The sequence below is a fragment of the Clostridium sp. AM46-21 genome (genome assembly GCF_003480025.1).
GTDB lineage: Bacteria > Bacillota > Clostridia > Lachnospirales > Lachnospiraceae > Coprococcus > Coprococcus ammoniilyticus.
In genome coordinates this window covers 56,116-75,687 of record NZ_QUIB01000005.1, presented here as the reverse complement: position 1 = coordinate 75,687, position 19,572 = coordinate 56,116, and the positions used below count along the sequence as shown (strand labels likewise).

Annotated in this window: 17 protein-coding genes; 6 read left to right on the top strand and 11 right to left on the bottom strand. The window is 41.3% G+C overall.

Annotation, left to right across the window (positions count from 1 at the left end):
* Nucleotides 1-123: 123 nt before the first annotated feature.
* The 4 genes from DW959_RS04630 to DW959_RS04615 all read right to left on the bottom strand — a co-directional run bounded on the left by DW959_RS04630 (nucleotide 124) and on the right by DW959_RS04615 (nucleotide 3,331).
* On the bottom strand, nucleotides 124-543 hold the full coding sequence (locus DW959_RS04630; protein WP_008400198.1) for a hypothetical protein: 420 nt from the start codon (nucleotides 541-543) through the stop codon (nucleotides 124-126).
* A 102-nt stretch (nucleotides 544-645) separates the two neighbouring features.
* On the bottom strand, nucleotides 646-906 hold the full coding sequence (spoVG, locus tag DW959_RS04625) for a septation regulator SpoVG (protein WP_008400199.1): 261 nt from the start codon (nucleotides 904-906) through the stop codon (nucleotides 646-648).
* A 29-nt stretch (nucleotides 907-935) separates the two neighbouring features.
* A complete protein-coding gene (glgD, locus tag DW959_RS04620; RefSeq protein WP_117823199.1) occupies nucleotides 936-2,060 on the bottom strand; it encodes a glucose-1-phosphate adenylyltransferase subunit GlgD in 1,125 nt (374 codons plus the stop codon).
* 2 nt (nucleotides 2,061-2,062) lie between these two features.
* Entirely contained in the window at nucleotides 2,063-3,331 is a 1,269-nt protein-coding gene (locus DW959_RS04615; RefSeq protein ID WP_117823201.1) for a glucose-1-phosphate adenylyltransferase, read from the bottom strand.
* Between the two features lie 356 nt (nucleotides 3,332-3,687).
* Between DW959_RS04615 and DW959_RS04610 the strand changes: the two genes are divergently transcribed.
* The gene (locus tag DW959_RS04610) at nucleotides 3,688-5,298 is read left to right on the top strand and encodes an asparaginase (protein WP_118615550.1); all 1,611 of its coding nucleotides are present in this window, start codon (nucleotides 3,688-3,690) and stop codon (nucleotides 5,296-5,298) included.
* A gap of 409 nt (nucleotides 5,299-5,707) precedes the next feature.
* Here DW959_RS04610 and DW959_RS04605 read toward each other — a convergent pair whose 3' ends face one another.
* The gene (locus DW959_RS04605; RefSeq protein WP_118615548.1) at nucleotides 5,708-6,103 is read right to left on the bottom strand and encodes a transcriptional repressor; all 396 of its coding nucleotides are present in this window, start codon (nucleotides 6,101-6,103) and stop codon (nucleotides 5,708-5,710) included.
* 243 nt (nucleotides 6,104-6,346) lie between these two features.
* Here DW959_RS04605 and DW959_RS04600 point away from each other — a divergent pair, with 243 nt between their 5' ends.
* From DW959_RS04600 to DW959_RS04590, 3 genes are read left to right on the top strand one after another with little or no spacing between them, the layout of a single operon-like run.
* Entirely contained in the window at nucleotides 6,347-6,703 is a 357-nt protein-coding gene (locus DW959_RS04600) for a GntR family transcriptional regulator (protein WP_118615546.1), read from the top strand.
* Nucleotides 6,704-6,730: 27 nt separating this feature from the next.
* The gene (locus DW959_RS04595) at nucleotides 6,731-7,417 is read left to right on the top strand and encodes an ABC transporter ATP-binding protein (RefSeq protein ID WP_021943154.1); all 687 of its coding nucleotides are present in this window, start codon (nucleotides 6,731-6,733) and stop codon (nucleotides 7,415-7,417) included.
* An 18-nt stretch (nucleotides 7,418-7,435) separates the two neighbouring features.
* Entirely contained in the window at nucleotides 7,436-8,206 is a 771-nt protein-coding gene (locus tag DW959_RS04590) for an ABC transporter permease (protein WP_118615544.1), read from the top strand.
* Nucleotides 8,207-8,314: 108 nt separating this feature from the next.
* On the opposite strand, the gene DW959_RS04585 is transcribed toward DW959_RS04590, so the two are convergent.
* From DW959_RS04585 to DW959_RS04565, 5 genes are all read right to left on the bottom strand, one after another.
* Nucleotides 8,315-9,325: an alpha/beta fold hydrolase gene (locus DW959_RS04585; protein WP_117808649.1), complete on the bottom strand. Its 1,011-nt coding sequence runs from the start codon at nucleotides 9,323-9,325 to the stop codon at nucleotides 8,315-8,317.
* A gap of 41 nt (nucleotides 9,326-9,366) precedes the next feature.
* Nucleotides 9,367-9,825 (bottom strand): Lrp/AsnC family transcriptional regulator, encoded by a 459-nt coding sequence (locus DW959_RS04580; RefSeq protein WP_044944768.1) that lies wholly within the window; start codon nucleotides 9,823-9,825, stop codon nucleotides 9,367-9,369.
* Nucleotides 9,826-10,069: 244 nt separating this feature from the next.
* Nucleotides 10,070-11,326, bottom strand: a complete 1,257-nt coding sequence (locus tag DW959_RS04575) for a Glu/Leu/Phe/Val dehydrogenase (RefSeq protein WP_118615542.1) — start codon at nucleotides 11,324-11,326, stop codon at nucleotides 10,070-10,072.
* A 207-nt stretch (nucleotides 11,327-11,533) separates the two neighbouring features.
* The gene (locus DW959_RS04570; RefSeq protein ID WP_243023336.1) at nucleotides 11,534-13,657 is read right to left on the bottom strand and encodes an AAA family ATPase; all 2,124 of its coding nucleotides are present in this window, start codon (nucleotides 13,655-13,657) and stop codon (nucleotides 11,534-11,536) included.
* Nucleotides 13,658-13,726: 69 nt separating this feature from the next.
* Nucleotides 13,727-16,342: a S8 family serine peptidase gene (locus DW959_RS04565; protein ID WP_118615540.1), complete on the bottom strand. Its 2,616-nt coding sequence runs from the start codon at nucleotides 16,340-16,342 to the stop codon at nucleotides 13,727-13,729.
* A gap of 265 nt (nucleotides 16,343-16,607) precedes the next feature.
* Here DW959_RS04565 and DW959_RS14275 point away from each other — a divergent pair, with 265 nt between their 5' ends.
* Together DW959_RS14275 and DW959_RS04555 are read left to right on the top strand one after the other, a co-directional pair.
* Nucleotides 16,608-17,033 carry a hypothetical protein gene (locus tag DW959_RS14275; protein ID WP_207660247.1) on the top strand — a complete coding sequence of 142 codons (426 nt, stop codon included), beginning with the start codon at nucleotides 16,608-16,610 and terminating at the stop codon, nucleotides 17,031-17,033.
* A gap of 93 nt (nucleotides 17,034-17,126) precedes the next feature.
* The gene (locus tag DW959_RS04555) at nucleotides 17,127-17,552 is read left to right on the top strand and encodes a peptidylprolyl isomerase (RefSeq protein WP_021943146.1); all 426 of its coding nucleotides are present in this window, start codon (nucleotides 17,127-17,129) and stop codon (nucleotides 17,550-17,552) included.
* Nucleotides 17,553-18,018: 466 nt separating this feature from the next.
* Here the strand turns inward: DW959_RS04555 and DW959_RS04550 are convergent, their stop codons facing one another.
* Entirely contained in the window at nucleotides 18,019-19,344 is a 1,326-nt protein-coding gene (locus tag DW959_RS04550; protein WP_117823217.1) for a uracil-xanthine permease family protein, read from the bottom strand.
* Nucleotides 19,345-19,572 lie beyond the last annotated feature (228 nt).

Here is a 19,572-nt window from a genome sequence, read left to right as displayed (position 1 = left end):
CGTACATTCATCAAATTCTTCCTTACCACATGATAAACATTTCATAAATATAATCTCCTCTCAAATTAAATGAACAACTTATTTATTGAATTTCGTCTCACAACCACTTTATTAATCGACACTTTAATCACAATTCATTTTCTGAAAAGGAACAGATATCCCCATCATCGCACCAGCTAAAATCATTATGCTGGCATAAATCTCATTCAAATTAAAACATACCATAATCATAGCCAAAATAACAAAAATGGAGCAAATCCCCAGTTGAAGATTCTTTATTTTTCCTTTTTTATCCTTTTTTAACTTAACTGTTAAAAATCCTACATCCAATAAAATATAGAGAATAAAGTCTACAATGAATAAAGCAATGTTTAAATCTTTTTCATAACAAATCGCTAAAATAATATTATACAATCCCAAAGCCACAGAACATACTTTGGTTAATTTAGCGTTCCAAATCACATTTGGAATCTTCCATTTGAAAGTAGACCAAACAATCAAAAAACAACCCGAAAACAATATCATTACTCTATTTATTTCCATAAACCTTCTCTCCCCTTGTTATAGATCTTTACCATATATAAATACCAATACTAACACTAAAGCCAGCCACTGCATCTACAGTGGCTGGCTCCGTTTCACGTCTTAAGCTTCCAGTGATTCCTGATATTTCTCAAGTATCATCCGCTGCAGACGTTCTCTTGTCTCAGTATTGATTGGATGTGCGATATCTCTGTACTCACCATCTGCTGCTTTCCGGCTAGGCATCGCAATAAACAATCCCTTATCACCCTGGATCACTTTGATATCATGAACTACAAATTCATTATCAATTGTGATCGAAACGACGGCTTTCATCTTACCTTCTTTTTCAACACCCCTGACTCTGATATCGGTCACCTGCATCGTGTGTACCCCCTTGTCTTTCTTATCTGCTACAATGCGTATCTGAAATTCTTCTCCACGATAACCTTGATGTCACCCGGGCTACCCTGATGAACTGTATTTGCACGGATCGTATCTCTACTTTCTACAATACAGTTTTCAATTACACAATTATCCCCAATGTGTACATCGTTCAGAATAATAGAATTTCTGATCACACAGTTGTTGCCAATGTATACCTTCTTAAATAATACTGAATTTTCTACAGTACCATTTATGATACATCCACTTGCTACCAGGCTGTTATTCACAACCGCTTCCCCATTATACTTTGCCGGTGGAAGATCCTCCACCTTGGAGTAGATGTCAGGATGCTGCTTGAAGAAATAGTTTCTTACATCTCTGTTCAGGAAATCCATGTTTGTCTTATAGTAAGACTCCTTGGTTCCGATGTTTCTCCAGTAAGTATCCATCTTATATCCATAAATCTTCTTTACATTCTTATATCTTACAAGAATATCTCTTACAAAATCAGTTCTGCCTTCATTTGCACAGGTTTCCAGTAATTCGATGAGCTGTCTTCTCCTGATCACATAGATACCGGTTGAGATCGTATTATTGCCTGCAACCAATGGCTTCTCCTCGAAATCTACAATACGATTGTCCGCATCCATCTGTACTACACCGAAACGGTTCACATCATCTTCTCCAGGTTCGAGATCCTTACATACAACTGTAATATCTGCGCCTTTGCTGATGTGCTCTTCCAGAACCTTACCATAATCCAGCTTGTAGATACCATCACCGGATGCAATAACTACATATGGTTCATGACTTTCCTTCAGGAAATTAATGTTCTGATAAAGTGCATCTGCTGTACCTTTATACCAGTAGCTGTTCTCTGATGTAATGGTTGGTGTGAATATATAGAGACCACCCTGTTTTCTTCCGAAATCCCACCATTTGCTGGAATTCAGATGTTCGTTCAGAGATCTGGTATTGTACTGTGTAAATACCGCTACCTTCTGGATATGGGAATTTGTCATATTCGAAAGGGCAAAATCAATAGCTCTGTAACCGCCAGTAATAGGCATCGCTGCAACAGCTCTCTTTGCTGATAATTCGCCCATCTTGTTGCTATTACCACCTGCTAAAATTATACCTAATGCTCTCATCTCTATTCACCTGCCTTTATAATACTTCCGCCACTCTTTAAGTTGCCATCCGGATAATCTTCCGGAGTAGTCACACCAGATATAGCAGTATTCTTACCGATTGTTACACCATCAGGAACAACTGAGTTCTCTCCGATCGTAACAAGTCCAAATGAATAAATCTGTGGCTTGAATTCGTTGACAGCTTCTTCTCCGATTCCAAGCTTAGCATCCTTACCAATCTTAACATTCTCTGCGATGATAGCCTTGTCCATATATGCATTCTCACCGATCGTTGCGTTATTCATAATGATCGAATTACGGATGACTGCACCCTTTTCGATCGTAACGCCGGAACCGATAACGGAATTCTCAACATCGCCGTATACCTCTGTTCCTTCACCGATGATACATCTGCTTACTCTGCCGCTTGCATCTATGTACTGTGGTGGGATCGCATCTGTCTTGGTGTAGATCTTCCAGAACTCCTCATACAGATTGAATTCAGGAACAATATCTACTAACTCCATATTTGCTTCCCAGTAAGAACCAAGTGTTCCTACGTCCTTCCAGTAACCCTTGAAGTCGTATGCACAGATCTTCTTGCCATTTGAATGGCAGTATGGAATGATGTGCTTACCAAAGTCACATTCCGGCTGATCCTTCATCTTTACAAGTGCCTCACGAAGCACCTTCCAACTGAATATATATATACCCATAGATGCTTTGTTACTTCTAGGATTTGCAGGTTTCTCCTCAAATTCTGAAATAACATTGTTCTCATCTGTAATTACAACGCCAAATCTGCTAGCCTCTTCCCATGGTACCTGATATGTAGCAAGTGTAATATCAGCATCACAGGATTTGTGATATTCCAGCATGTTTTCATAGTCCATCTTGTAGATATGATCACCGGATAATATCAGAACATATTCAGGATTATAATAATCTATAAACTCCAGGTTCTGATAAATAGCATTTGCAGTACCTGTATACCATTCGCTGTTATCACTTTTCTCGTATGGCGGAAGAACTGTCACGCCTCCTATGTTACGATCCAGATCCCAAGGGATACCGATTCCAATATGCTGGTTAAGCCTCAGTGGTCTGTACTGTGTAAGAACACCTACTGTATCAACACCTGAATTAATACAGTTGCTTAATGGGAAATCGATAATCTTGTATTTGCCGCCAAAAGCTACAGCCGGCTTAGCCAGATTAGAGGTCAGAACACCTAAACGGCTTCCCTGTCCTCCTGCAAGAAGCATGGCTATCATTTCTTTTTTAATCATAATGTCACCCCTTCGTGCGTATTAATATAAATGCATTATACCACTGTTTTTGTAATAAGCAAAGTTTTTTATTGCATTTTCACAATAAAAGTTGAAAGAATATAGAAATTTTAAACATTTTTACAAAACAAACACATATTTTGCATGAATTTTTCATGTATCTTTTAACAATTTTTACTGGTTATTTTTGATTAAAAAAATTTCTTTCCTATATTCTCCGGGTAGAAATGGTTTTCTACTTGTGATAAACTCTACTTAATTATTTTACCGATATACTTTCAGGCTGTTACACAGATTTTGACCTGTCATAATCCCACAAATGCCTGAGTATACGAAGATGAAAGGAAGAAGAACTTATGGCTGAAATTTTAGTAAAAGAATACCGTGGCGATGTTGTTGAAAATGTACATTATGGATCTATTGCTATTGTTTCATCAACCGGCGAAACAATTGCTTATACCGGTGATATTGAGCGCCAGACTTATATGCGTTCCGCAAGCAAACCGATCCAGGTGCTTCCTACCCTGCTTGCAGGTCTTCATAAAAAATATAACCTGAGCGAGGAAGAAGTAACGATCTGTAATTCCTCTCACTGGGGCAGTAATCATCACATCTATGTACTTCAGAGCATCATGGAAAAAACGGGCTTAAAAGAAGAAGATATGATCATGAATCCAACGATCTCCACATCTGCAACACCGCTTGCGGACAAGCTTGCACTTGGTTCCAAGCTGAATCCTGTAGAGGGCAAGAGCCGTTTGCAGCACTGCTGCTCCGGCAAGCACTTAAGCCTTATGATGCTGCAGCGTGAACTGACAGGAAAAGTCACCGGCTACCAGCTTCCGGACTCTCCTGTCCAGAAGCAGATCATTTCATTCTTATCCATGCTAAGCCAGACTCCGACTTACCGGATCAGTCTGGGAATCGACGGCTGTGGTGTTCCGGTATTTGCACTTCCAATGCGTAATATCGCACTTGCTTATGCAAAACTTGCAGATCCGTTCAACCTGCCGGATGATATACGGGAAGCAATCACCTATAACTTCGACTGTATTAACAAGAATCCTGAAAAGATCAACGATTACTTTACACCATCTTACTATGTAAATAAGAACCCGGATCTTCTTATGAAGGACGGTTCCAGAGGTGTGATCTGTATGGCGATCCGAAGCCGGAAGCTCGGTATCGTGATCAAGCTCGAAGATGGCTGGAGCGACGAATATCAGGGAATCATTGTTGCCCGTATTTTGGAGCAGCTTCAGTATGATGATAAAGAACTGATCGAACAGCTTAAGAAAACGTATAACACAAAGATTTATAACGACTGCAAGGATGAGGTCGGACATGCCGAAGCAGATTTTGATATCCATATCGAACAGTCCTATTTCGATGAATTATTCGGAAATGCAGAACCGGAAGAAGACGATTCGGATGAATCTGATGCAGACACTGCAGACGAAAGCGCTGATTCCGAAGATTCCGATATTGATTCTTCAATCGAATACGAAGACATGGAAGAACTTGAAGATGATGAAGATACCAACGAAACCGATAAATCGTCCGGTCAAAAAAACAGCTTTGAAAGCTCCGACTTTATAAGCACTCTTTTGAATATGCGCGGCAAAAAAGCCCGGTCAAATTCCGAGCATAAGCCTGTCACAGATCATAATGACATGGATGAACCGGAAGACATCGACGAGGGTTCCGAAGCAGATGAGGATATGGAAGATGAGGAACAGCTCCCTGCAGAAGAACGTGCCAGACGCCGTGCAATCCGTGACCGCAGATCCATTCTTGGTCAGAATGTTGTCCTGCCATCATCAAACCAGACTTTCATCCAGAATCCAATGACCGATCCGATGCGTCCTGTAAAATCTGCCAAGGTGATTTCCACCATCCAGAATAATGACGCTGAGTTTGAGGTTTTCGACAGGGAAGACAATGAAGATAACAAAGAGCAGGAATAACACCATGCTTTATAACACTATCAGGATTTATATAAGATTGCATAAAATATAGCATACACATACAGCAACACCCATATGGTTGTTCCATTATAACATGACATATACGAGGATTTCGTTGTGAGCTGCACATTGTCGAATTCGAGTAAGCTACACTAACCTCAAACTACGCTAACGCTTGTTTTCGCTAAGTGTACTTACATGGCACGCACTAACCTCAGACTTCGCGCTAACGCTCGTCTTCACTAAGTGCTCCGCTCAGTTGGCACAGGAGTATTTACGAATCAGACATGTGCTGCGAACAGAAACCGCAGTAAGTCATTTATAGTGGAATAACCATATGGGTGTTGCTGTATGTGTATGCTATATTGAAATCTTATATAAAACCTGAACAACCCATCAAAGCATGGTGTTATTCCTGCTCGTTCTGACATTCAGGGCAGATGCCGACATATTCAAGATTGTGGGATGAAATGATAAAGCCCTCATCCACCAGTCTGCCTCGATCATCGATCTCAGGATCATATGGCACATGACTGTCGAAGATTCTTCCACATTTGGTACAGATAATATGATAATGTGGAACCGGATTGCCATCAAAATGTTCATTCTTATCAAATGAGAATACATTCATGATAATGCCGTCATCAACCGCATCCGCCAATACTCTGTATACAGTCGATGCACCTATATTATAACCTCTCTCCACCAGGATCTGATGAAGCTGCTGAGCAGTCGGATGACTTTTCAATTCTTTTATAACCGAATATATAACCTGTTTTTGTTTTGTGTTTCTTTTCTCTGCCATACCCATTCACTCCAATGATTTATTCCGATCTTACTTTTGATAAGTTTATACTAACACATATTTTGTCAGGTTTGAATACCTTTTTAAGAATTATTCTCATTAATTTCAACCTTTATCCGGCAATTCACCTGTAAATGGAAGTTTTTGCCGGCAAATTAATATTTATAAATTTATTTTTTATGCTTGACATCCCAAGTGTATTGGTGTACTATCCAACTAGCACAGCAGTTAGGAGGGAAGCATTTGGAATTTAAATCAAACCTGCCAATCTACCTTCAGGTCATCGATGATATAAAAAAGAAGATTATTACAGGTGCCCTGCCACTTGGCACCAAGCTCCCATCATCCAGAGAGCTTGCCATCCAATATGACATCAACCCAAACACCGCGGCTCGGGTTTATAACGAGATGGACTCTCTCGGACTGTCATATACGAAACGTGGAATTGGTACATTTGTAACAGAAGATCCTCAGGTAATTGATCGGCTGAAACAGGAACAGTTAAAGCAGATCCTTACAGTTCTGGATGAACAGCTCACCGGCATGGGATATACGCCGGAAGAGATCATCCGATTATTGCAGGACTACTATTCCCTGTAAAAACATGTATTGAAAGGAATGAATACTATGATTAAATGTGAACACTTAGTAAAAAAGTATATGAGTACGACCGCTGTTTCGGACCTGTCACTGGATATCATATCCGGTAACATTTATGCTCTACTCGGTCCGAACGGAAGCGGTAAATCCACCCTTATGAAAATGATCGCCGGGCTTTCAAAACCGACTTCCGGTACGATCACGATGGATAACCGGCCATTAGATTACAAAGCCAAAGCGCATATCGCATATATGCCTACAGAAGCCTATTTCTTCGGTTATATGAACTGCATCGATGTCGGAAAATATTACCGTGATTTCTTCGCTGATTTTGATTATGACAAATACATGCGACTGTTACAGGAAATGGATCTGTCGCCAAAGCAAAAAGTGCGTGAGATGTCATCCGGTATGATGGCAAAGCTGAAGATCGTTGCAACACTTTCAAGGAATTCGGAAGTTATTATGTTAGACGAACCGTTAAACGGCATCGATATCATTGCCCGCGAGAAGATCATTCATACAATCGTGTCTAATATCTCAGATGACACTGCCGTTATCATGTCAAGCCATCTGGTGGATGAACTGGAAAAGATCATTGATCATGCCATCTTCATCAAAAACGGAACCTGTGTATTACAGGGTAATGCAGAAGAACTTCGTATCGCACAGGGCAAATCCATTGTTGATATGTATAAAGAAATCTACGCATAAACTGGGAGGTATTGAATTATGTTAAAAATGTTAAAATATGAATTTCGCCGTGGAATCTTTCCACTTCTGATCGTAGGGATCGTCATAGCTGCCATTGAGCTTTACTTTCTCATTGGTACGTTAACCGAACATGCAGATCACTCTGTTATTGCTGTTGCCCTGCTTATTCTCGCGGCTTTCTGCTGTTACCTGTTTGTATTGATCTATGGCATAATCAGTTACAGTCAGGATCTGAAAAACAAATCGGGATATCTGGTCTTTATGGCTCCTATATCCAGCTATAAAGTAATCGGCGCCAAACTGTTATCCATCCTGCTGACAGGTGCAATAATCGTTGCTGTTATATTCGGATTACTGACCTTAGATCTCAGCCTGGCATACTCCACATATGACTCCATTGATACTTTTTATGATTTTCTAAGTAATATTCTTGAAATGGGGGGATATTCCCTGGGCGGCGTTATCTTAAGATTACTGGCATTTATCCTTGTATTTCTGATCCAGTTCTTTATGACGATCACACTTGCCTACCTTGCGGTATCGGTATGCTCCACCATTCTTCAGACAAAGAAGATTAAAGGTTTTATCAGTTTCGTACTGTTCATCGTCTTCTATGTGATCCTGTCTGTAATTGCTTCTAAGATTCCCCATCTGTCCAATCCCGGACCGGATGCAACATTTATGGAAGCCATGTATGCCATGATCCCACAGATCGCACTCTACTTCGTAGTAATGGTGGCAAGCTATATCGGAAGCTCCGTGCTCCTCGAAAAGAAGATCAGCTTGTAACGCAAACGAACAGGCGGTAACTCTCAGTCGTTCATGCTATGGTTTGAAAATGCCCCGGTTGAGGGTTACCACCTGTTCTGTTTTTATTACTAAAATGTGTTTCCGCCCCTACACCCCTATGGTGTGCAGGTCGATCCAGTTATAGATATCGTAATATGCCTGAATGTTGTTGATCTCGTTTATGACTTCGTGACGCGCATCCTTGTACAGGATGCATTTGACATCATCTGTGATATATCGGCTGTATTTGTTGTATAAGAGTTTCACATCCAGACCATAGTGACCGACCGGATCTTTGCTTCCTGATATGAATAATACCGGCATATTCTTTGGCACATTTGCCAGATTATCCTCATCCTGAATAAATTCCAGTGTTTTGAATAAAGTCTTATAACCTTTCACCGTAAAGGTATAGTCATACATCGGGTCTGCCATATATTTGTCAACCTGAACATAGTCTCTGCTCAGCCAGTCTTTCACGGTACGCTTCCGCTTCTCACCGTTCATGATCGTCATTCTGGGAATACCGAAAAGGTAAGTACCAAATGCAAGCACCTGCAACAATTTGCTTCTATGCTTCTCGCCACGGAGCATACTCTCCACTCCGGCTACCGCCTCTCCGATCTTCAGCATACACTTCGGATGTCCGCCCGTTCCCATACAGATAAAACCATCTATGCTGGCATTTTTCTGCAGCTTTGCAGGGTACTTTGGATCTTTTGCATATTCGCACATATATCTTCTTGCAATAAATGATCCCATGCTGTGTCCCATAAGAAAATACGGAAGATTCGGATATGCCCGTTTTACGCATCTGGTCACACGATGAACATCTGCTGCCATCGTCTTACTTGCATCATAAGCATACATATAACCCATCTCGGATTTATTTCTGGCTGTTAGGCCATGCCCCAGATGATCATTTCCACATACCAGAATTCCTCTGGCAGCCATAAATCTTGCAAAATGATCATAACGCTCCATGTCCTCTATCATACCATGAGAGATCTGAAGCACCGCCTTGATCTCACCCTGTGGAATCCAGACGATGACATGTAATTTATCTCTTCCGTTGGATGATGGAATATATGTCTCTTTTTTCTTTACGTTCTGTTTCATAAGCAACCTCCCATTGTTAGTATCCGCTTTCGAAAAAAAATTTATGCATTCGGCTCCTGATTTTCTTCCTTCCAGTAGATATTTCTGTGTTCTACAGAGGTCGAGAATGCGATCAAAGTCTTTGTTTTTCCAAATCTCTGCAATTCACCGATAAACAGATCCAGTGCCATCGTTGTCTCAAAGATAACCTCGATCAGCATGGAATAGTCACCAGTCACACAATTACATTCCACAACATTTTTGCAGTTCTTGATAAATGGATAAAAATCCTGTTTGTCGTTTGGCTCTACCTCTAAATTAATAAATGCTTTTGTATAATATCCCAGTGCGATCGGATTGATCTGTACCTGAAAGCCCTCGATCACCCCTGCTTCCTTTAACCGCTCTATTCTTGTAGATACTGCTGTTGATGACAGAAAAACACATTCCGCAATATCCTTTAAAGACATACGAGCATCCTTCTCTAACAGTTCCAGAATCTTCTGATCTACCTCATCCAGACAGTAAGCTGTCTCTTTTACTTCATGCATAGTTTTACTCTCCATTTTCTTATACATCTCATCTGCCAAATACCTTTATTTATATAGAAACTTTGGTATAGAAAAAGGACATCCTTCATCTGAGAAGGACATCCCTTTCATATTTCTGATATCAATGTACTTCTATCTATCCTGTCTGTATTTTACTACTAATAACAGGATAAATCCAGCACTAAAATACCATGTAGTATTGCATCTGTATATTTTACGGGAATATACCCTTGATCTCTTCCGTATGGATCAATCGTTTTAAAGCAATGATATAGGCTGCCATCCGCAAAGTACAATGACTCTTTTTGCTCTCCTCCACGATTTCTCCAAATGCTTTCGTCATGATCGTTTCAAGCATCTCATTTACCTGCGGTTTTTCCCATGTCATTTCCTGAATGTTCTGTACCCATTCAAAATAAGAAACAATAACACCGCCGCTGTTTGCAAAAATATCCGGCACAAGCCTGATACCTCTTTCTGCAAGGACCGGATCTGCATCTGCTGCCGTCGGTCCATTTGCACCCTCAACGATATAAGAACATTTTAACTTCTCCGCAACCTCTTTCGTAATCTGATTTTCAAGTGCTGCCGGAACCAGTACATCGCAATCACAGGTAAGAATATCTGTATTTGAAATATGGGTAACACCATCTTCCTGATAGTCTGCAAGCAGACCACCGGCTTCTACATAAGCCGTTACCTTATCTGCATCCAACCCAGTCTCCTTGTAGATTCCACCCGACACATCACTGAGCGCTACAACAACCGCACCTCTATGTCCAAATATTCTGGCTGTATTGCCGCCAACATTACCGCATCCCTGAATTGCAACCTTAGTACCTTCTAACGCCTTGCCATCTTCTGCAAGAAGGAGCTTGGTGCTGATCACAACTCCACGTCCGGTTGCCGATGGTCTTCCCTTGGAACCGCCAAGCTCCAGTGGTTTTCCTGTCACAACTCCGGGACAAGGTTTTCCCTTTAGCTGGCTGTATGTATCTAACACCCATGTCATGATCTGTGCATTTGTATTCACATCAGGAGCAGGTATATCGGTATCTGCTCCGATAATCGGCTCGATCGCATAGGTATATCTTCTCGTCAATGCACACAATTCCCGTCTGGAAAGTGTAGCCGGATCTACTTTGATACCACCCTTTGCTCCTCCAAATGGTATATTTGCCACTGCACATTTTAATGACATCCATGTTGCAAGTGCTTTGACTTCATTTAGAGATACGTCCTTGTGATAACGTATACCTCCTTTGAACGGTCCTCTGATATTTGAATGCTGGACTCTGTATCCTTCAAATACCTTAACACTTCCGTCATCCATCTCCACAGGAAGGTAAACCTTAGTTTCACGCTGTGGATTTTTGATGATCTCAAACATCCTCTTGTCAATTCCGCCAATGTTCATGGCTTCTTCCATCACTGCTACCACATTCTCATATGGGTCGTACTGTCTGCTCATCTTCGTATCTCCTCGTTTAACAAATATTTTATTGTCACGAGTTATCCGGTGTTACCTGTAAGGGATAAACCTTTTGACAAGAGGCATTCTAGTTCTCCTGCATTTATACGTCAATATCTCAAGTCAAAGACCATCCAAAATGATATTTTCAAGTATTTTATCTTAATAATGTATATTCATAGTAGTTCAAACTTGAAATAATCAAGTTTAATTTGTAACATCGATCACATACAACTGGTGCAGTGCTCTTGTACAGGAAATGTAAAATGCATGTCGGCTGATCCGGTTTTCCATCACATCCTGTTCATTGATAACAAACACTGCATCGAATTCCATCCCCTTTGCAAGAAACTTCGGAAGAACGACCACGCCGCCATTATAGACAGTCGACTGATTTGTAAGATATGTCACCTGCTCATATTCTTCCAGTTCTTTGTACATGGCAAATGCACGTTCTTCATCATCACAGAGAATTGCCACATTATCAAAATCATCCAGTTCTCCATAATCAAGCTTCTCTGCGATAAATCCGGCAGCGTCCTCTATGCTCTCTGCCTGCTCCGTCACCGGCTCCATGCCATGGCGGTTGAGTGGATGGGCTTCCCCCTCGTCTGACGCCCGGTCTGCTTCCAGAATCTTGTTACAGAATTCTGTGATCTCACAGGTTGAACGGTAGGCAGTATCCAGAGTCTTGATCTGGCAGCCACCTGTTCCTCCATGCGGCACAAATACCGTCTGCAATACATCCAGCACCGTTTCCTCCGGATTATAATAAAGCACCTGCAGGCTGTCACCCAGTATCGTCTTCTTACATTTAAAAATACGATCCAATACCGCATACTGGAATATATTGTAATCCTGCATCTCATCGATCACGAGATGCTTGATATTGTCATAGGACTTGCATCCATAGAAATAAATCTGCAGATAAAAGACTGCCAGAATATCTTCATAGCACACCTTTCCATACTCATTCCGGTACTGTTCGATACCCGGATACTGTTCAGCCTGACTGTTAAGAAAGTCCTGATATAATTCGATCAGGTTGCGCTCTGCATACTGATAGATCATCTCTTTTGTGATCTGGTTCTCCATCTTCTGATGCTTCTCATCCGTAAATGCCTGATCCTGTTCATCCTCTACCCGGTCTGCTATAAAATATGCGATCTTCTCAAAACGTTCATAGACCGGATATCTGGCAAAACGATTATAGAACATCTTCTCGATCTGATCCTTTGTAAATTCTGTTTTCTCAAAATGGAAATCTTTAAACTTAATATTTGCCGTATACTCTTCCAGATATTTGTTAAATGCCTGATAGAACGCTATCGATGATTTCCATGCAATATTCTTCATCTCCGGACTTTCCATATCGGGATGTGTCGTGATCCGGTCTGCCTGTTCCAGCTTTGTCTCATAATCACAGTCCACAAACAGGATTTCCTCCATCAGAGAATCAAATTCCTTCTCCGGTACATTATCCTCGCCGACCTCCGGCAGCACACCGGCAATATAATCGCCAAAGATTCCATTTGGCGACAGGATCATAACATTGTCTGCCGACATCGTCTTACGATTGTTGAATAACAGCCATGCCAGTCTGTGCATCGCAACTACTGTCTTACCACTTCCTGCCCGTCCATCCACAATAAGATTATAAGCTGTCTTATTACGGATCAATGCATTCTGTTCTTTCTGGATCGTCGCAACTACGGATTTCATCTTCGTGCCGCTGTTCTTTCCCAGTGCATCAAGCAGGATCATATCATTGATCTTCTCATCGGTATCGACTGCATTATGCAGTCTTCCATTACTGATATCAAATTGCTTCTTCTCTACGATCTTTCCAAAATATTCTTTATCGGGTGCCTGATAGGATGCCTCGCCCTTCTCATAATCATAATACATCGATGCGATCGGGGCACGCCAGTCATAGACCTTCTGATCCTGTTCATCCATCGACCAGTAGCCGTTTGTTCCGATATAGACCGGAAGAACCTGTCCATCCTCCTGATACTCAAATGCGATTTTTCCAAAATACGGACTCTCGATCTGGTGCGCCAGTACATCTACCTGCTTTGCCGCATGTTCGATAAAAAATGTATCGTTATTTACATTGTTCATGTTCTGCAGGAATTCCTCGTCGTCCATATCTCCATGGCTGTCACGCATATATTTCTTCTGCGCTTTGATCGCCTGATTCCGATAGTCGATGCTCTCCTGTGTGGTCTGAAGATCACACTGCAGCTCATTTTCTACTTCTTCAAAATATTCCTGTTCTTCTTCCAGCGTTGTCTCTCTATATGTTTCCTGAACCTGTTTCTTGTCCATTTTCTTTCCTTTCAAAACAGACATCATCTAAAATCAAATCCACCTGACTTCAAATGATGCCTGTACATTTTACTTCTTTATAATTGTGACTCTTTTTGCTGCACAGCTCTGCGCACTGCCGCTTACTGCCTTTACCGTATATACATAGCGATAACCGGATCTTGCCGTCTTATCTTTCCAGTAAGGATCCGTTGTTGTTCCAATCTGTTTCATGGAGCCTTTTTCTTCCTGTCTGTATATCTTATACTTCTTTGCTCCTTTGATTGATTTCCATTTTACTGCAACACCGTAGCTGCGTTCTTTTACCGATATTGCCGGTCTGGTCAGTCTCCGGGTTACTACCGCATCGCTGTAAGCACCAAAAGATGTGCCCTTTCTAGCCCGGATTCTATATGCATACCATGTGCCTGATTTTGCAGATGTGTCTACATAAGTCAATGTGTCTCCGGAATTGACATCTCCGATTCTCTGCCATTTTCCTTTATATGTTCTGCGATAGATCCGATAGCCCTCTGCTCCCGGTACGCTGTCCCAGGTCAAAGACAAGCCGCTCTTCTGGTTTGCTACCGTTTTCAGTTCTGCTGCTGCAAGCCGGATCGTATATGGACATTCGATCTTTCCGGTATAATTTCCGATTCCGGTCACAACACAGGTTGCACGTCCAACCTTTTTGGCATTTCTGTATGTTACCGTATAATCTTCTTTATTCAATCCGGCAACCGTCACGGACGGCTTACAGCTCTTACCCGCATACTGATATACTTTCTTTGACAGTGTTGCTGTAAGACCGGATATATCCTTCGGCGTTACAGTCAGCGTATAACTTGCCAATGTCGTTTTATATGCTGCATCTGCTCCGACCGTTGCAGTGATCGTGCAGCTTCCTACACCCTTTATCGAAATATAGCCTTTTTCATCTGCTTCCGCAATTCTGGTATTAGATGACTGATATGTCACTTTTCCCTCTGAATTGGTCGTAACTTTATACCGATATGCCTTGCTTCCATATTCTCTGGTAACTGTCTGCTTGGAAAATGCAGTCTGCGATTCCGGCTTTTCATTTCCATTTTCATCATAATCTGTATACTGGACCTTCAGACCCGACTGATCAAAATAATCATGAAGATTAACATAGCCCCAGCCATATTGTGGATCCCAGCCATAGGTTCCCTTATCAACGGCATATTTCTTAAGTACCTTCTTCACACCCTTGTAGTTCAGTGATGGCTGGATCATCTTCACATATGCCACCGCCGCTGTTATATGTGGCGTTGCCATAGAGGTACCGGACATTTTCTGATACTTACCCTTCAGATATGTTGATACAACACTGGTTCCCGGTGCGCAGAAATCAACAGTATCTCCATAGTTGGAATAGCTGGCTGCAAAATTCTCATTGCTGTTCATCGCAGTTACAGTTATTACATTTCCTCTGTTTGCAGGGTAAGTTGTGCTGACATCCGTTGCATAATTACCGGCTGCACAGCAGACAACCGTTCCAGATGTCTCTGCCTTCTTTAATACATCCTTTAATAACGTAGAATATTTCCAGAATAATCCTGTCCATCCAAGGCTCATATTTACTACATCTGCCTTTTGGGATACCGCATATTGTAACGCGCTCCGAATTGCAAGATTTGACGATTTACCTGCATCATCAAAGGTTTTAAGGATCATCAGTTTTACATTTTCCGGTGTATTATCTGCAATGATACCGGCTACATGGGTTCCGTGTCCATTTCCATCCGTATATGCCTTGTTTTTGCTTACTTTATCTTTTCCCTGAAAACAATAACTATGCTTGGTATCTATTCTGCCCTTAAAAATCTTATTCGTTGCATCCAAACCTGTATCAATAATGGCAACTGTCACTTCCTGATCGATCACATAATAATCATATTCTGCTTTCAGATAGCCAAATCCCATCACGCTGCCGCCCCAGGACAGGGAATTATGGTCTTCAATGTCCGGAACATCTGCAAGAATATCACTGTCTACCACCTGATCGATAAAACAATGATCCGTACCATAAGCATCCGCTAACTCATAATAAGCATATTCCGTATCCGCAGTTGTATCAAACTGCAGCACATATTCATTATAATCTCCATAATGAAGGATCTCGGATGCACCATAGCTGTCTGTAAGCTGCGCTCCATCCGTCAATACCATCAGACGCTTTAACTGATATTTGTCATTGGAGTCTGTACTTCCATCGGATCCTGGTTCTGTTGTTTCTGTATCCGGTACTGTGTAGTCCTGATCCCAGTTATCATTGATCAGTTCTACCACATCAGAAGCATCTTTCGCTTCTTTCACCGGAACCCCGGCAATATATTCTACCGGATCCCGATTCTCCGCACTCTCATCCTGTATATCCTGATCACAGATCTCCATCGCTTCGTCCGTCTGCTCTGTCGTATCACTCAGCCCGGCAACCGTATAATCTTTCCCATTGATCTGTACTGTATGATCCTGCTGTTCTTTCGAAGCAAGCTCACTCATATCATATGTATGAATCGTTGTATCTGTCTGTCCTGTACTGGTTCTATTGGCATCGTGCAGGCTGTCCCAGGAAAAAACCGTGCTCGCTAATATAGCCGCCATCCCTATGCAGATACCGGCTTTTTTATAATTCTTCTTTTTCCTATAAAACAGCTTTTCTCGTTTCTGTCTATTGTTCATTTCTTTTCTCTTTTCATCATATCACTTATGTTTAAATCCAATTTCCCTTTTTATTTTAAACCATCTTGCTGATAACTTCTATAGTTAATTTTCAGGTTCTGCTAATATATTTACCGCAAATATATTTATGTGTCTTTTTTTGTACATCGTTTTTTGTATTCTCTATATAACAAAAACCTGTATACATTAACCACAATTCCGTTTTTCTTATTTTTCTCTATAGACAAACGGTAGGTTGACCACATTTTCGATCGGAGGGATTCATATGTCACATTCAAATTCTAATTCGGGAGGATGCCTCCCAGGCATCATTATTTTTCTTATTATCTGTTACATCATCGGTGCTGTCAGTGACAACGGAAAGCATACCTGCTATTATATCGGATGCGACCGGGAAGTGGATAAAAACGAAACCTACTGCTGGTACCACAAAGATTACGGTCACCGTAAATCCTATAATGTTACAACGCAGGCAACGACTGAATCCAATTATCATAAACAGTCCTCTTCTTCATCCCGTTATTCTACGGCAACTGAAGCTGCTCATTCTCAGGATGTTTACGACTCCTACGATGATGGATATGATGACGTATATGACAATATGGGAGATTACGATGAAGATCGATATGATGAAGATGACGATTATCGGGACGGTGTAGACGATGCCATTGATGAATTTGGTTACTACTAAGATCTTCAGGATATCGTTTTCATGAACATTTTATAGTCATTCCTCTGATTTCATGTTAGAATAAGACATTCAATGAAATCGGAGGAATTTTTTATGAGTAACGAAGGCAAGAAATGTACGGTTCACTATACAGGAACATTTAACGATGGAACAAAATTTGATTCATCTTATGACCGTGGTGAACCGATCGACTTTGTATGCGGTGCAGGCATGATGATCAAGGGATTTGACGAAGCTGTTAAGGGCATGGCGATCGGTGATATCATCGATGTACACCTTATGCCGGAAGAAGCATACGGCATGCCGGATCCCGACAATATCTTAACTGTTGAGATCAACCAGCTTCCCGGTGCTGAGGATCTGGAAATTGACCAGAAGGTATTCCTGTCAAATCCAGCCGGACAGTCTTTCCCTGTTAAGGTAACCGCCAAGGATGATACTACGATCACCTTTGACGCAAACCATGAGATGGCAGGCAAAGAACTGAACTTCAAGATTGAACTTCTGGATGTAGAATAAACAGAAAAAAATTATGTACACCTGATATAAAATCTCCCAGACGTTCCGGATATGATATACTACGAATTTCTACTCGTCACACGCATCTATCATATCCGGAACGTCTGGGAGATTTTTTATACCAAGTGTACATAATTTTCTCCTGCCATACATTTTTCCAACTCATCCATATACCGCACCATCCTTTCAATTATCGTTGTTCCAAGTATACCACATTATATCCTCTAACATCTTCTCAACCTACATAAGCCTGAATCCAGCTTGTAATACAAAACTGCCATATTAAGACCTCAAGCGAGGATTTCTTTATGAAATGCATATACCAGCAAATGTGGGTGCCTGTCTGAGCCCAAAGGGCGAGTTGGCACAGGAACATTTGCGAATCAGGTATATGCAGTTCATCGAAACCACAGCGTGTCTTAATATGGCAGTTTTGTATTACAAGCCAATTCAGGCTTTATTCATTTTACTCGTCGAATTCGTAGTCTTTGCCCGGAAGGATTGCGTTTAAAGCAATTCCAAGGATAGCTGCGATAGCAAGTGATGTTAATGTGATAGATGTTCCTGCAACTGTGAAGGTAATACCATTACCGAATCCAAGTCCGCTGACAAGGATAACAGCAGCAACGATCAGGTTACGCGACTTTGTGAAATCCACCTTGTTCTCAACAACATTACGAACACCAATTGCTGAGATCATTCCGTACAGCATGAAGCTGACACCACCAATGATCGACGCAGGAAGTGAACCGATACACTCAGCAACCTTTGGTGAAAAGCTGAGAAGGATCGCATATACAGCAGCCAGACGTACGACTCTTGGATCGTATACACGGCTAAGCTCAAGAACACCGGTATTCTCACCGTATGTTGTATTTGCAGGACCACCGAATGCAGCAGCAAACGCTGTAGCAAGACCATCACCGATCAGAGTTCTGTGAAGTCCCGGATCCTTGATGAAATTATTTCCTGTTGTAGCTGAGATTGCTGAGATATCTCCGATATGCTCCATCATGGTTGCAAGAGCGATAGGTGCCATTACAAGGATGGAAGTAATATTAAATTTACAAAGCTGGAATGGAGGAAGATCCACCCATCCGGCATCCTTTACTGCCTTAAATGTGAAGATTGCAGATCCGTCCGGATTGTGAACACCACATTTGAAAAGAATAAATGCAACTACATATGAGATCACAACACCCATAAGAATCGGAATGATCTTGAACATTCCTTTGCCCCAGATATTAAAGATTACAATAACCGCAAATGCGATAATTGCAAGAATCCAGTTTGTTTTTGCATTATTTACGGCTGATGGCGCAAGACTCAGGCCGATACAGATAATGATCGGACCGGTAACAACAGGTGGGAGGAAACGCATAACACGTTTTACGCCAACCAGTTTTACAACCAGCGCAAGAACCAGATACAACGCACCTGCTACTACGATACCGCCACATGCATAAGGTAATTTCTCACCCATAGACATATCTTTGAAGATTCCGGTATCAAGATTTGCGACTGTATTAAAGCCTCCTAAGAAAGCAAATGAGGAACCCAAAAATGCAGGCACCTTTAATTTTGTACATAAATGGAAGAATAATGTTCCGATTCCGGCACAGATCAGTGTAACCTGAATGGATAAGCCCTCTCCATTAAAATAAGTATTTACCAGAATCGGTACTAAAATAGTTGCACCAAACATGGCAAACATGTGCTGCAAACCTAACAGCAACATTTTCGGAACACCCAGTTCCCTTGCATCATAAATCGCTTCTTTTTTCTGATTCATAATAATCTCCCTTCTTCTATTGTACCTGTTTTACTGTGATCCTATCGATTGAAATGCACGCCTTCTTTCGACAAAACCTCCAGCACACCATCTTTACGATGATAACATAAGAAGGGAGATTTGTGAACTGCAAATCTCCCTGTTTTTTATAAATTTGTTATATTTGTAAAAACTTTCGATATTAAAAGTTTTTAGGTCGTTTTTTATTTCAGATCATTCAATTTTGAA

Excerpts from the sequence above, each read along its gene's own strand:
- DW959_RS04595 (WP_021943154.1), top strand. The coding sequence starts at position 6,731 with ATGATTAAATGTGAACACTTAGTAAAAAAGTATATGAGTACGACCGCT.
- DW959_RS04605 (WP_118615548.1), bottom strand. The coding sequence starts at position 6,103 with ATGGCAGAGAAAAGAAACACAAAACAAAAACAGGTTATATATTCGGTT.
- DW959_RS04575 (WP_118615542.1), bottom strand. The coding sequence starts at position 11,326 with ATGAGCAGACAGTACGACCCATATGAGAATGTGGTAGCAGTGATGGAA.
- DW959_RS04630 (WP_008400198.1), bottom strand. The coding sequence starts at position 543 with ATGGAAATAAATAGAGTAATGATATTGTTTTCGGGTTGTTTTTTGATT.
- spoVG (WP_008400199.1), bottom strand. The coding sequence starts at position 906 with ATGCAGGTGACCGATATCAGAGTCAGGGGTGTTGAAAAAGAAGGTAAG.
- DW959_RS04570 (WP_243023336.1), bottom strand. The coding sequence starts at position 13,657 with ATGGACAAGAAACAGGTTCAGGAAACATATAGAGAGACAACGCTGGAA.
- DW959_RS14275 (WP_207660247.1), top strand. The coding sequence starts at position 16,608 with ATGTCACATTCAAATTCTAATTCGGGAGGATGCCTCCCAGGCATCATT.
- DW959_RS04555 (WP_021943146.1), top strand. The coding sequence starts at position 17,127 with ATGAGTAACGAAGGCAAGAAATGTACGGTTCACTATACAGGAACATTT.
- DW959_RS04585 (WP_117808649.1), bottom strand. The coding sequence starts at position 9,325 with ATGAAACAGAACGTAAAGAAAAAAGAGACATATATTCCATCATCCAAC.
- DW959_RS04610 (WP_118615550.1), top strand. The coding sequence starts at position 3,688 with ATGGCTGAAATTTTAGTAAAAGAATACCGTGGCGATGTTGTTGAAAAT.
- DW959_RS04615 (WP_117823201.1), bottom strand. The coding sequence starts at position 3,331 with ATGATTAAAAAAGAAATGATAGCCATGCTTCTTGCAGGAGGACAGGGA.
- DW959_RS04590 (WP_118615544.1), top strand. The coding sequence starts at position 7,436 with ATGTTAAAAATGTTAAAATATGAATTTCGCCGTGGAATCTTTCCACTT.
- glgD (WP_117823199.1), bottom strand. The coding sequence starts at position 2,060 with ATGAGAGCATTAGGTATAATTTTAGCAGGTGGTAATAGCAACAAGATG.
- DW959_RS04550 (WP_117823217.1), bottom strand. The coding sequence starts at position 19,344 with ATGAATCAGAAAAAAGAAGCGATTTATGATGCAAGGGAACTGGGTGTT.
- DW959_RS04565 (WP_118615540.1), bottom strand. The coding sequence starts at position 16,342 with ATGAACAATAGACAGAAACGAGAAAAGCTGTTTTATAGGAAAAAGAAG.